Origin of the sequence: Sphingopyxis selenitireducens (genome assembly GCF_051550705.1) — a bacterium.
Classification (GTDB): domain Bacteria; phylum Pseudomonadota; class Alphaproteobacteria; order Sphingomonadales; family Sphingomonadaceae; genus Sphingopyxis.
Window position 1 is genome coordinate 68,489 of the sequence record NZ_JBPULG010000001.1, and the last position, 12,841, is coordinate 81,329.

Sequence of the window (12,841 nt, forward strand, 5' to 3'; positions counted from 1 at the left end):
GCAGCGAGGCGTTAAAAACGGGTGGCGACGCACGTCAAATTCCGAACAATTTGGCCAGCGATTTTTCGAGCATGAAGAATTGCCAGATCAGCCGGCCATGATCGCGGCGACCCGACTGGTGCGCGGCGACAATCCGCTCGATTTCCGCCATATCGAACCACCCCGACCGCGCGAGCGTCGAGGAGGTCGCCAAGGCGCGCGCCTGTTCGACTAGCGGCCCCCGGAACCATTGCGACACCGGCGTCACAAACCCCATTTTGGGGCGATAGAGAATGTCATGCGGCAGATAGCGTTCCATCGCCTGCTTCATGATCGCCTTCCCCGTCCCGCCCTTGACCCGCATCGATGCGGGCAGGCTCGCGGCGAATTCGACCAGACGATAATCGAGCAGCGGCTCACGCGCCTCAAGGCTGACCGCCATGCTCATCCGATCGGTCTTGGTCAATATGTCGCCGGGCAACCAGATTTTGAGGTCGGCATATTGAGCGCGGTCGAGCGGTTCGCGCGCCGGGGCGTCGTGCATCGCCCTCCAGTATCGCGTCTCGGCGACATGATCGCCCAGCGCGTGGTGCGCGGCATCGTTGAACAGGCGCGTGCGTTGCTGGAGCCCGGTGACGCCGACCGCCTCGGCATAGCCCTCAGCCCCGCTTTTCGACAGGCTGGCCAGCGTCGCGCGTGCGCGCAGCGGGCGTGGCGCCCAGTCCATCTGCGGCCAGACGCGCGCGAGCGGCCCCAGAACGCCGCGACGCAAAAAGCCGGGGATCAGCCCGCGGAGCCGTTCTTCCTGATGCTGAAACACCAGCCGGCGGTATCCGGCGAACGCTTCGTCGGCACCATCGCCCGACAGCGCCACAGTGACGTCCTCGCGCGCGAGTTCGCACACACGATAGGTCGGCAAGGCGCTCGCATCGGCAAAGGGTTCGTCGAACATATCGGCGATCCTCTCGACGAGCGCAAAGTCGCTTGCCGACACGGTGCGCGTGCGATGATCGGTCGCGAAACGCTCGGCGATCTGCTGGGCATAGGCGGTCTCGTCGAGTGCGGCCTGATCGAAACCGATGGTGCAGGTCTTGACCGCCTTCGAACTTGCCTCGGCCATCAACGCGACGACCGCGCTGCTATCCACCCCGCCCGACAGAAAGGCACCGAGCGGAACGTCGGCGACCATGCGATCGGTCACCGCCTGCCGCATCAACCAGGTCAGATGCTCAGCCGCCTCGCCTTCGCTCGCCCGGACGCGGCGCGAGAAATCGGGCGCCCACCAGCAGGTCGGCGACGGAACCGGCTTACCGCGCTCGAGAAGCAGAAAATGGCCTGCGGGCAATTTTTCCACGCCGGCGACGATGCAATTGTCATCGGGCACATAGCCAAAGGCCAGGAAATCCTCGATCGCGGTGAGGTTCGCTTCCTGCCGGAGCAAGGGGTGGCGGAGCAGCCCTTTCAATTCCGACGCAAAGGCGACCGACCCGTCGGACAGGCGGACATGGTGGAGCGGCTTGACCCCCAGCCGGTCGCGCGCGAGAAACAAGCATCCGCGCGCATGATCGTGGAGCGCAAAGGCGAACATGCCGTTGAACCGCGAAAGGCAATCGGGTCCCCACTGGCGCCATGCGGCGATAATGACTTCGGTATCGCCGCTGGTGCGGAAACGATGGCCGCGATCCTCCAGCTCGGTGCGCAGTTCCCGGAAATTATAGATTTCGCCATTGTAAGTGAGCGTGACGAGCTCGTCGTCGCTCGCCATCGGCTGCGGACTGCCCGCGATATCGATGATCGACAGGCGCAGGTGCGCAAGGCCGACGCCGGGCGCGGTCCATTCGCCCGATCCGTCAGGGCCGCGGTGCTGCATCGGCGATAGCATCGCACGCAGCCGCGCAGGATCGACCGGCTTGGCCGTTTCCAGATGATAGATACCCGCAATCCCACACATATATTTGTGGCTTAGCGGGTTTTGAGCGCGCGGTCAGCCATTGCCTGCGCTCCGCCCGATGCGGCGACAAAATCGGCGATCGCAGCATCACCGCCCTGCCCCGTCTCGCTCGACACAATCAGCGACAGCGCGCGCGGATCGCCACCGAGCAACCGAGCCTTCAGGCCCATGAATTTAGCCCGGCGCGGGCTGCCGGTGACGCGGCCATCGACGACATACCAGGTCGCGGCGTCGCGCAGCACCGGGCCGGGGTGAAGCAGGCGTTCGGTCCTGGCGCCGTCGACCGCGGCTAGCGCCGCGCTCCATGCCCATCGGCTGTCGGGATCGACCGCGCCCTGGCCATAGCTCACAACCTCACGCCCTTCGGCTTGCCGTTCGTAACCACCGATCGCGACGGCGACGCGTCGCCCGCTGGCGTCTATGAAATGGCGCAGCAACCGCTGATCGGCACCATCGAAACGCGGTGTCCATGGCGCGCCGCCCGCACGTGCGTCGTTCCAGCCCGACGGCGTTTCGATCATCATCGTCGCGGGCAAGGGCGCGGCGCGGCCGCCGACAAGCGCCGCCCACGCCATAAAGACCAGCGGCAACGCAAGCGCAGCGGGAAGCACCGTCCTGGCGGAGCCGGCGAAGCGCACAGCACCTTCCAATCCAGCGACATCGACCGCGAGGTCATTGGCGGGACGATCGAACCAGCGCCGCGCGACGAGCATCACGATCAGCACGACAAGGCCGAAGAAAATCCAGCCGTAAAAAATATGGTCGATCCCGCCCGCCGCTTCGATTCCCCAAATCTCGGCGGCGACCATCGTGCCATAGGCACGAAGCGCATTGGCGAAGATCGTCGTTGCGAGTGCCGACACGACGAAGACGATCCGCCGCGTCCAGCTTTTGAAACAGAGATGTGCGGCAAATACCGCGTAGGCGAGCATCGCGATCAGGAAATTGACCCCCGAACAAGCCTCGGCAACCTCGAAGAAGCCCGCACGCGTGGTGATAAACACGCCCTCCATTTCGGCCTGCAAACCCGACAGGTGGAACAGGAGGACGCTGATATGCGCGGTCAGGGTCTGGAGCAGCGGGACCAGTTCCTCGCCAAACGGCACAAGCAGCAGCGCGTATGCGAGCGGAAAGAGCAGCGCGCGAACGAGCTTTTCGCCCAGAGTCGCAGCCACCGCGCCCTGCAGCATCAGCACCAGGCCGAACTGCCTGAACAGCGCGACCCCCGCCGCTTCGCCGACCAGCCACGCCAGCCCTGCGCCTGCGATCCAGACCAGCGCCGGCCACCAATAGGTGGGCGTCAGTGACCGGATCAGCGGTACGCGCAGCGACACCAGCCAGCCAATCATCGGCAGCATCAACAGGCAATGGGTGAAGGTCGAACTATGCCACCAGAGGCCCGCCATGTCAGCGGCATCACGATAGAAAACTGCGAGCATCGCCCCCGCGAGAAGCGCGAGTGCGGTGAGGTGGCGTTGCCAAGCCGTCATGCCCCCAGCCCCAGCAAGTTGCCGAGCGGTGACATCCGGGCGTCCCAACCATAGCGCGCGATCATCCGGCGGCGTGCCGCAACGCCCATTTGCGATGCGCCTGTCGGATCATCGAAGATAGAGCAGACGGCATCGGCGAGACCCGGCGCATCGTCGGCAACGCGCAGATGTTCGCCGGGCGCCGCGTCGATGCCTTGGGCTGCGGCGGCGCTCGCGACCACGGGACGCGCCATCGCCATCGCCTCGAGCAGCTTGTTCTGCACTCCGCGCGCGAGAAGCAGCGGCGCGACGACGGCATCGGCGGTGGCCAGCCAGGGGCGAACGTCGGCCACCTCGCCGGTTACGATCACACCGGGCGATTTTTCAAGCGCGCGCACCTCGTCGGTCGGCGCACGCCCGACGATAGCGAAGCGTGCCTTCGGATGATGCGCGCGGATCAACGGCAGGACATCGGCAGCGAACCAGCGCACCGCGTCGATATTCGGACGGTAATCCATCTGGCCGGTGAAGACCGCAAGTGGCCCCTGCCCCGCGCCGACCGGATCCAGCGGGACGGCCGGGTCGAAACGATCGGTGTCGATACCATTTTCGACCGCGTGGACGTTGTCGGTGCCGAGGCCACTGCGCTCGCGGAACAACGCCGCCTCGGCCTCGCTAACGAACAGGCTGGCGTCGGTGCGGCGAGCGATTTCAGCCTCATAGGCGCCCAGCTTTCGCGCTTCGCGCGCATGGACCCAATGGAGCGGCTGGCGTTTGTCCTGTTCGGCATAGGTGGCGAACTTAGCCGAATCGACGTCGACGAAATCCATGATGACCGGCCCACCAAAATGCGCCGGCAGATATTGCGCCATCTGCCCCGAAAAGGCTACTATATGGGTTATTTTGCCGTCGCTCAGCAGCTTGCCAACGCGCCGCGCGATCGCGCTATTTTTGAACAAATGGTTCGAGACGGGTTCGCCGCGCAGCACCGCCTGTGCCAAGGCGACGGGGCGCGACACGTTGCGCACCTCGACGCACAGGCTCGCGCACAGGGGCGCCATTTTGTCGCGTGCAAGCGCCGCATCGGCGGCATTGTCGGCGAGTGCCGCGACATGGACCGGCGCAAGCTTCGCCAACGCCTCGAACATGTGCCAGCTGCGGATGCGGTCGCCGCGGTCGGGAGGCCAGGGCGCGCGGTGGACGAGGAACAGGATTTCGGCCATCAACCGAGCCCGCGCGCGATCAACGGACCGATGCGGTTCGCAGCCCACAATGGCAATCGCTTCCACAGGTCGACCTGCAGCCGATATTTGGCGCTGGTCGGATTGGTATCGCGCGGCTTTTCGCCCGGCGCGAGCCAACGCGCGTAGACGAGTGGCTGGGGTTCGAAGCCCCAGTTCTTCTTGTAGGCGAAGGGGCCGGTTCCGGCTTTCGAGCGGCCGAAATCGAAGCGCGTGCAACCTTTCGACCGGGCGTGGCGCATCAGGGCGAAATACATGAGTTCATTGGCGCGCAGCCGCCGGGCGTCGGCGGTGCCGCCGCCCCAATAGGGCATGACGGTGCCGCGCCAGGTGAGACTGAGGACGCTGGCCACAACTTCTCCATCGTTGCGCACATCGAGGATGTCGGCATCGTCGCCAAATGCGTCCATTACTTGTGAAAACAATGACTTAGGGAAAACTGGGGTGCCCAGATTGCGCACGCTCGTCGCATAGGTTCGATGGTGGGCGGTCCGGTGCGCTTCATCGCGTCCGGTGGAGACCGTCAGACCGCTGGCCAGCGCCTTGCGAACCTCGGCGCGCTGTTTGCGCGGAATGGCGAGCAGTTCGGCGTCATCGTCGGCGGCAAGGTCGCGCGCGAAACCGGCGTAGACGCCCTCTTCGCGGTGCCAGCCGTCGGTATCTGGAAGCGGGCCGCCGCGCAGTTCGACCGACGGTACGCCGAGCGATTTCGCAATATCGGCCGCGCCTGCAGCAAGCGTCGCCGCGACCGCATCATTGTCGGCGAGGATGCCGCCGTCGACCGCGAAACCGCTGGCGACCAGCGCCTGCCCGAACAAGGGCGAGCGGATATGATGGAGCGGCAGGAGGCCGGTCAGCGCTCCATGGGCGTCGCGCGCGGTTACCAGATAGCATTGGTGGCCCGTCGCCCTGGTAATCGCCTCGCACCAGGCGCGGCTATGGAACGGCCTCGCGTGCGGATGCGCCGCGACATAGCTGTCCCATGCGGCCGCATCGGTCAGCGGCACCGCAGCCGTCATCGGCGCGTTCACGCCGCCGCGCGCCACGGCTGAGCGCGGGTCTGCTGCGCGGCGAGGAGCGCATCGGCGCGCGTCCATTCGAAATCGCCCAGCAGCCGCTTCAGCTTGCCCGCCATCGCCGACAGGCCGCTGTAATGGCGTATTTTCGATTTCAGCGGCGCATCGGCGACGCGCGGCTGGCCGGGGTCGATTTCCCACGGATGAAAATAGAGGATCGCCGGATGACCTTCCGCATTCATTCGTGCGATCGCCCAGCGGGTGAAAGCATAGGGCAGCATACGCATGAAGCCGCCCCCGCCCGCGGCCAGGGTCCGCCCCGCCACGCTTGCGGTCGTCACCGGCCATTCGACCAGATCGCTGTCGGCTAGTGGGCGCCATGCGTGGCGCGGACTTTGCGGCCAGCCATAATGATCATGCACGACGGGCGCGACGCTGCTGGAATAGGCATAGCCTTGTTCGGCGAGCACCGCATGCGCCCACGGGGTGCGCTGATCGACAGAAAAGCTGGGCGCGCGATAGCCGCGGATCGCGACGCCGCCCAAATCCTCGAGGATCAGCTGGGTTTTCCTGAGGTCGGCCGCGAAGCTGTCGGCGGTCATGTTGAACACGCGCTGATGATCATAGCCATGGCTGGCGAGTTCGTGCCCCGCCGCAACGATGCGCCTGATCAGCGCCGGATAGCGTTCGGCGACCCAGCCGAGGGTGAAGAAAGTGCCGGTGACGCCGGCATCGGCGAAAATCTGCAGCACCGCGTCGCAATTGGCCTCGACCCGGCACTCGAGGCGCGGCCAGTCGCTGCGGTCGATCGTCCGTTCAAAGGCGCCGACCTGAAACCAGTCCTCGACATCGACCGACAGGCCGTTCTGCATCATATCTCACCTTCATCGGTCCGTCGCCGGACGATGCTTAACCCGTCAGGCCGCCCAAGTCTGTGACGATGCCGGATCGGGGGCATTTTCGGGATCGCGTTCGACCCATTCGATCAGCAAATCAATCACCCGGCGCAGCGCGGCATCCTGTTCGGTCAGCCGCGCCTCGAGGCCCGTGATCTGCTCTTGCAACGCCGCCACATGCGCTTCGTCGATCGCGGCGGCGGGTGCGGCGGCAGGCGCGGCGGCAGGCGCCAGTTCCAGCACATTATCGTCGGAGGCAGACGGGGCCAGCGGCGCCGGCGCGACCGCCTTTGGCCATTCGGACGGCGTTTCGGCGGTCGGCGCGGTGACGGCGGCGGCATAGGCGACCAGCTGGTCGATCGGCGGCTGCGGAGGCACGGGCGCGGTCTGATCGAGGCCGCGATCGGCCTCGATCTCTGCAACCACCGAGCGGACCTGCTGGCCGGTGATGCGGTTCATTTCCTCGACCGCACCATAAAGCAAAAGGCGGCTGACCAGCACGTTGAGCTTGCGCGGCACGCCCGCGCAATAGTCGAAGATTTCCTCGAACGCGTCGGGGCTGAAGCTGGGGTTGCCCGTCCAGCCGACCTTGCCGAGGCGGTGCAGGATATAGGGTTCGACCTCCTCCGGCTCCATCGGGTCGAGATGATGGGTCGCGATCACGCGCTGGCGCAGCTGTTCCAGCGCCGGCGAATGGAAGAGCGTCTGTCGGAACTCGGGCTGGCCGAGCAGGAAGATTTGCAGCAGCGAATGACCGCCGAGCTGGAAGTTCGAGAGCATACGCAGCTCTTCAAGCGCAGAGATGGCAAGATTCTGCCCTTCGTCGACGATCAGCAGCGTCCGCTTTCCGGCGCGCGCCTGTTCGCGCAGATATTGTTCCATGGCGCGCAGCAGTTCGGCCTTGCTATGCCCTTCCCACTCCAGCCCGAATTGTTCGGCGACGAGGCGGAGAAGATCGTCGCCCTCGACCTGCGTCGACACCAGTTTCACCGCAGTCAGGCGGTTGGGGTCGATCGTGTTCATCAAATGGCCGACGAGCGTCGTCTTTCCCGCGCCGACATCGCCGGTGATGACGATGAAGCCTTCGCCCTGCGCCAGCCCATAGCCGAGATAGGACATCGCCTTGCGGTGCGTTCCGCTCTCGAAATAGAAATGCGGATCGGGGGTCAGCTGGAACGGGCGTCCGGTGAAGCCATAAAACTGATCGTACATCGTAAAATTCCTGTTTCGGGATCAGAAGTTGTAACGCAGACCCACCAGGGCTGATCCAATAAGTTCGCTGTTGAAGCCATTCTGGTCGAACGCATCGAGGCTCGCTCCCGCGCTCCCCGTCAGGCCGCGCCAGAAGCGCCTCGAATAGGTTGCCGACAGACCCGCCGACTGGACATCGCTGACCCCCGGCGACCCATTGTCGAAATAGTTGAGATAGCCCGACAGGGTGAGGTCGGATTCGGCGTCGAGGCGGCGCCCGGCCGAGAGGAAGAGATAATAGCTCTGATCGGTGATGCCGTTGAGCATGGCGATCGGCGACAGGCGCGGCGTGAGCAGGCGGCGGCGATCATAACCGACCCCGACACCATAGCTCCAGCCGCCGAAGCGCGACGACAGCACCGCCTGGATACCCTGATTGCGATATTGCGCCGAGATCGCGTTGCCGATCCGGTTGTTGAGGCAGCCGCCGCCCTCTTCGCCGAAGACGCACGGATCGACATCGCCGTCGATCGGATTGCGCGTCGGGTCGAATTGGGTCGGGAGGGCCGACAACCCGCCCGACAGCCCGCGGCCGAAGCTGGACAATCCGTTATAAACATCGACTTGCACCATCGTCGCATGGTCGGCGCGATAGGAAAAACGGCCGGTATAAATCGTGTCGCCATAGCGGTGGCCGATGCTGGCGGTCAGCGACGTGCGGCGGCTCGGCTGCCAAAGCACCCCGGCATCCCAGATCAAACCGTCGGTATCGAACGACAATTTGCGCGGCGACGATTTGTCGGTGACATAGCGGCCGTTGCCATCCAGCACGGGGATGCCATTGCCATCGAGCAACGGGTCGCGCTGTCCGATTTCGATATTTTCATAGCCGACGCCGCCGAGCAGCGCGACCGTGCGGCTGATCGGCACCGTCACGTCGGCGCGGGCGAATTTGCCCTCATAACGCTGATCGAGCTGGCTGGCGTCCTCGCGGTCGTAGCCCCCCGACACTCTCCAGCCGAACGGCAGGTCGCCCGGCCGCGCGCCGACGCTGGCCCACGCGCTATGGTTGGTCGAGCTGTCGAAGACATTTTGCGCCACCGCGCCCGGCGGCAGCAGCGCGGGGGTTTCGACATCGACCTTGCTATAGCCGAAGCGATAGCCCGCCGCGACGTCAAGCCCGCCGATTCTGCGCGCCAGCGTCGGCCCCGCATAGACCGAATAGAGATTGGCGACATTGCTCGACCGGCCGTTGATGATGCCATTGCCGGCGCCCTGACCGTCGGCGCGGGTGCGCGTCGCAAGCGCCCCGGCTTCGATATTGAGGCCGCGCAACAGCTGAAGATTTCCGCGCGCAAGACCGCTGATCACATCCTGATCGCTCATCCCCGCCGTCAGGCCGAACTGATGTTCGTACCGCAGCGTTGCAGACAGTTCGACGCGGCGCGTGACGACCGCGGCATCGACCCCGACCGCGACGGTCGTATAGGTCAGCACGTCCCCGCCATTTTTGAGGTCGGCAGTCAGCCGTTGATCGATCGAGAGATAGGGGCTGACATCGACCTGACGCAGGCCACGCGGGCGCTTCGCCTCACCGCCGTCCGTGTCGGCGGCCGCGCGCGGCCTGTCCTGTCCGCCCTCGCCGGCATCGCCCGAAAATTGCGCATGCGCGCCCGTCGCCGTTCCGGCAAGCAGCAGCGCCGCGAACGCGCCCAGCGGGCGTATCGAGGATTTCCTGTAATTCACGCGGGTCCGCCCTGTCCGTAATAGGTGCCGAAGCGGCGGCCGCCCGGCGAGAATTTGACCCCGTTGAGGAGCAGCTGGATATGCGGGCAACCGCCCATCAGCCCGATCGCGTCGCGCAGTCCGCTTTCCAGCGTCTGATCGGCGCGCACGACCATGATCAGCTGGCCGACATGCCCCGCGAGTACGGCGGCGGGCGATGCGGCGAGCACCGGCGGCGAATCGAGAATGACGATGCGCCCCGGGACGCCCTGTTCCAGCTGCGTCAACAGGGCCTCGGTCCGTGCTGAGGCGAGCAATTCGGTGTCGTCCATATGCTGCATGCCCGCCGGCATGACCTTCAGCCCCGGCATGTCGGTCTGGATCAGGCAGTCGCCAAGCGGCAGATGCGGATCGGCGAGCGCATCCATCAGCCCCGGTCCATCCTCCAGACCCAAGGCTTCGAGCACGCTGGGCTTGGCGATGTCGGCGTCGATCAGCAACACGTCATGGTCGGCCTCGGCCGCGAGGCTCAAGGCCAGATTGACTGCGGAGAAGGTCTTGCCCTCGCCGGGATTTGCCGAAGCGATCAGCACGCGGTGGCCGCGCGGCAGCGCGGGGCGTCCCACGCCGCCCGCGAAATTGCGGATCAGCTCGCGCTTCACGATCCGGTATTCTTCCGAAATGCCGGTGACGGGCGCGCCGGGAACGACCATGCCGCGCGCGGCGAGCCGGGCGCGGTCGATCGTGCCCTGCCGCGTCGGAACGATGGCGGGCGCGGCGCGGGCGATATCCTTGCGCGGCGACGGTCGGGCAGCAGGTTCGACGGCGGGTGCGGGTTCGACGACCGCCGGTGCGGGTTCGACCTGCGGCGTTTCGACCACCGGTTCCGCGACCGGATCCATCCTGCGTGCCTTTTTCACTGGCTCGGGCGGCAGTTTCGACACATCGATCGTCGGCGCATTGGCCACGGGGTCGATGCCGAACATGTCGGCGGCGCGTTCGAGCAGCGACGGCGGGCGTTTGACGGGGCGTTGATCGGTCATTTTCTTCTTCCCCGTCACGCGACCAGGCCGCGTTGGATGAACTCGGCAGCCAGCAGCAGCGCATAGAGGCCGACGAGCGCGCCGGTGCCGCCCGCGAGCCAGACCAGCTTTTTGCGCCGGTCGACATGGCGTTCGGGCGTGACGACTTCGGTGATGGATCCGATCACCGGCAGTCCGCTGGCGCGTTCGAGCTTCGCCGCGGTCGCATAGCTGGTACGCACCTGCGACAGGGCGAAAGCGACGCCGATTCCGGCGCCGATGCCAGCGAGCAGCACCAGCGTCAGGAACAGCGGCCGGTTGGGCGATGCCGGGCTGGTCGGTTTCGACGGCGGGTCGAGCAGTTCGACCTTGATCGCATCGGTTTCGGTCTGCACTTCGCCGCGCAAACGCACCTGTTCGCGCTGGGACAGCAATTTGTCATACTGCGCCTTGAACGCGGTATATTCGCCGTTGATCCGGTCATATTCGGCGGCGATGCCGGGGTTCTGGATTTGCTGCGACGTGACTTTGGCGATTTCGGCCAACAGCTGCGCCTTGCGTGTCGACAGCGCGCTGACCGTCGCCTGACGTTCCGCGCGCATCGCCGAGAGCGAGGCATAGGCGGGATTTTGTGCATTGCCGCCGCCGCTGGCGCCCGGACCTTCGCGGTCGGCCATGGCCTTCAGTGACGCAATCTGGCTTTTGAGCGCAATCACATCGGGGTGCGCGTCGGTAAGACCGCGCGACCGCATCGACGACAGTTCATTCTGCGCCCCGGCGAGTTGCTGGCGCGCGACGCCGCCGCCGACGCTGCCCATGCCGGGAACATTGATCGTCGCGGGGGTCGAGGCGAGCTGACCGTTGGCGGCAGCTAGCTGTGCCTGCGCCGCGATCATCTGCGAATCGATCTGGCTCAGTTCGGAGCGCGCGGCTTCGACCCGCTGCGCGGGCGAACCCGAGCCGCCGGGGATCAGGCCGATATTCTGCGCCTCGAATGCCGCACGGCGGGCCTCGACCTCGCGCAGCGCCTTTTCGCGGTCGGCGATCTGGGCATCGAGGAATTTCAGCCCCTCGCGCGCGTTCATCCGGCCGCCGCGCAGCTGATCGTCGCGAAACACGGTGATCAGGCTGTCGAGAATACCGCTCGCGAGTTTTGCATTGTCGGCGTCCGACAGGCTGGTGACCGCGACGCTGGAGGTGAGTTCGAAGATATTTTCCTGCTGCGGAAGAACCTTGATGCTGCCCCGCAGCATGGAAACCGCGCCGGCCTTTTCGCGCTCGCTCGCACCCGCAGGGAGCAGCCCGGTGGTGACCGCGACCTTTTCGAGATTGCGCGCGCTGGTCAGCGTTTCGCGGATCTGGTCGATCTGCTGACGCCCGGACGAGCCCGCCTGGACTTCGTCCGGCAGGATTTCATTGACGTCGACGAGCAGCCGGGCACGCGAATCATAGCGGTTCGGGATCGACGCGACCGCCAGCCAGCCGAGGATGCAAATCCCCCATGCGACCGCCAGCACCTGCCACCGGCGCGTCCAGACGCTGTGCAGCGCCACCCGGAATTCGTCGTAAAGGCCATTCATACTCTGGTCTCAGTCTCGCTCGGCGGATCGGAAGCCCGGGGCTGCGTCCGCGTCAGAACATGCTTTCGGGGATGATGATGACATCGCCCGGCTGAAGCCGGACGTTCGCCTTGATGTCGCCACGCTTGATCAAATCGTTGAGGCGCAGGCCGAATTCCTGCTGCTTGCCGCTGCCCTTGTCATAACGCACCAGCCGCGCCTTGTTGCCCGCGGCATATTCGCCGAGCCCGCCGACCGCGATCATCGCGTCGAGTACGGTCATATTGGCGCGGAACGGGATCGACGCCGGCTTTTCGGTGGCGCCGACGACCCGCACCTGCTGCGAGAAGGTGCTGTTGAAGCTGGTGACGATCACGCTGACGATCGGGTCGGTGATATATTGGCTGAGCTGGAGCTTGATGTCCTGCTGCAGCATCGTCGGCGTCTTGCCGGTCGCGGGCATGTCGGTGATCAGCGGGGTGGTGATGCGCCCGTCGGGACGCACCTGAACCTTGCCGCCCAGTTCAGGATTGCGCCACACGAAGATCTGCAGCTCGTCGAGCGGGCCGATGATATATTCCTCGCCCGGTCCTTCCTGGTTCTGGACGAAGGTCGCGCTGGGAAGTTGCGGCGCGGCGCCGCCGGCGCCCATGCAGCCGGTCAGCGTGGTCGCGGCGATGCCGCAGACCAGCGCAGCGCGAGCGGCGCGGAGCGAGGGAGAGGAAGCCATAAACCATCAACCTTTCGAGCCGTCAGCGGTCGCCGCAGCCCAAATCCTTGCGCGGCAACCAT

The 12,841-nt window shown here is 65.6% G+C and carries 10 protein-coding genes; all 10 read right to left on the reverse strand.

From position 1 onward, the window contains the following. Positions 1-34 precede the first annotated feature (34 nt). Genes ACSYDV_RS00305 through ACSYDV_RS00350 form a run of 10 tightly spaced genes read right to left on the reverse strand, consistent with a single transcriptional unit; the run spans position 35 to position 12,701 of the window. Positions 35-1,930 (reverse strand): XrtA/PEP-CTERM system amidotransferase, encoded by a 1,896-nt coding sequence (locus ACSYDV_RS00305; RefSeq protein ID WP_438321741.1) that lies wholly within the window; start codon positions 1,928-1,930, stop codon positions 35-37. Positions 1,931-1,941: 11 nt separating this feature from the next. Next, positions 1,942-3,420, reverse strand: coding sequence for an exosortase A (gene xrtA, locus ACSYDV_RS00310; protein ID WP_438321742.1), 1,479 nt, complete (start codon positions 3,418-3,420; stop codon positions 1,942-1,944). Further along, positions 3,417-4,622 (reverse strand): TIGR03087 family PEP-CTERM/XrtA system glycosyltransferase, encoded by a 1,206-nt coding sequence (locus ACSYDV_RS00315; protein ID WP_438321743.1) that lies wholly within the window; start codon positions 4,620-4,622, stop codon positions 3,417-3,419. The genes xrtA and ACSYDV_RS00315 overlap by 4 nt, the downstream gene beginning before the upstream one ends. Next, the gene (locus ACSYDV_RS00320) at positions 4,622-5,659 is read right to left on the reverse strand and encodes a FemAB family XrtA/PEP-CTERM system-associated protein (RefSeq protein ID WP_438322812.1); all 1,038 of its coding nucleotides are present in this window, start codon (positions 5,657-5,659) and stop codon (positions 4,622-4,624) included. Before ACSYDV_RS00320 ends, ACSYDV_RS00315 begins: the two co-directional genes overlap by 1 nt. Before the next feature lie 8 nt (positions 5,660-5,667). Continuing rightward, a complete protein-coding gene (locus ACSYDV_RS00325) occupies positions 5,668-6,531 on the reverse strand; it encodes an XrtA system polysaccharide deacetylase (protein ID WP_438321744.1) in 864 nt (287 codons plus the stop codon). Between the two features lie 42 nt (positions 6,532-6,573). After that, the gene (locus ACSYDV_RS00330) at positions 6,574-7,764 is read right to left on the reverse strand and encodes an XrtA/PEP-CTERM system-associated ATPase (RefSeq protein ID WP_438321745.1); all 1,191 of its coding nucleotides are present in this window, start codon (positions 7,762-7,764) and stop codon (positions 6,574-6,576) included. A gap of 21 nt (positions 7,765-7,785) precedes the next feature. Further along, positions 7,786-9,489 (reverse strand): hypothetical protein, encoded by a 1,704-nt coding sequence (locus tag ACSYDV_RS00335; RefSeq protein WP_438321746.1) that lies wholly within the window; start codon positions 9,487-9,489, stop codon positions 7,786-7,788. Then, complete coding sequence (locus ACSYDV_RS00340; protein WP_438321747.1) at positions 9,486-10,511, reverse strand: AAA family ATPase; 1,026 nt, start codon at positions 10,509-10,511, stop codon at positions 9,486-9,488. The genes ACSYDV_RS00335 and ACSYDV_RS00340 overlap by 4 nt, the downstream gene beginning before the upstream one ends. A 14-nt stretch (positions 10,512-10,525) precedes the next feature. Further along, complete coding sequence (locus ACSYDV_RS00345; RefSeq protein WP_438321749.1) at positions 10,526-12,070, reverse strand: XrtA system polysaccharide chain length determinant; 1,545 nt, start codon at positions 12,068-12,070, stop codon at positions 10,526-10,528. Between the two features lie 52 nt (positions 12,071-12,122). Beyond that, a complete protein-coding gene (locus tag ACSYDV_RS00350; RefSeq protein WP_438322813.1) occupies positions 12,123-12,701 on the reverse strand; it encodes an XrtA/PEP-CTERM system exopolysaccharide export protein in 579 nt (192 codons plus the stop codon). Between the last annotated feature and the right edge of the window lie 140 nt (positions 12,702-12,841).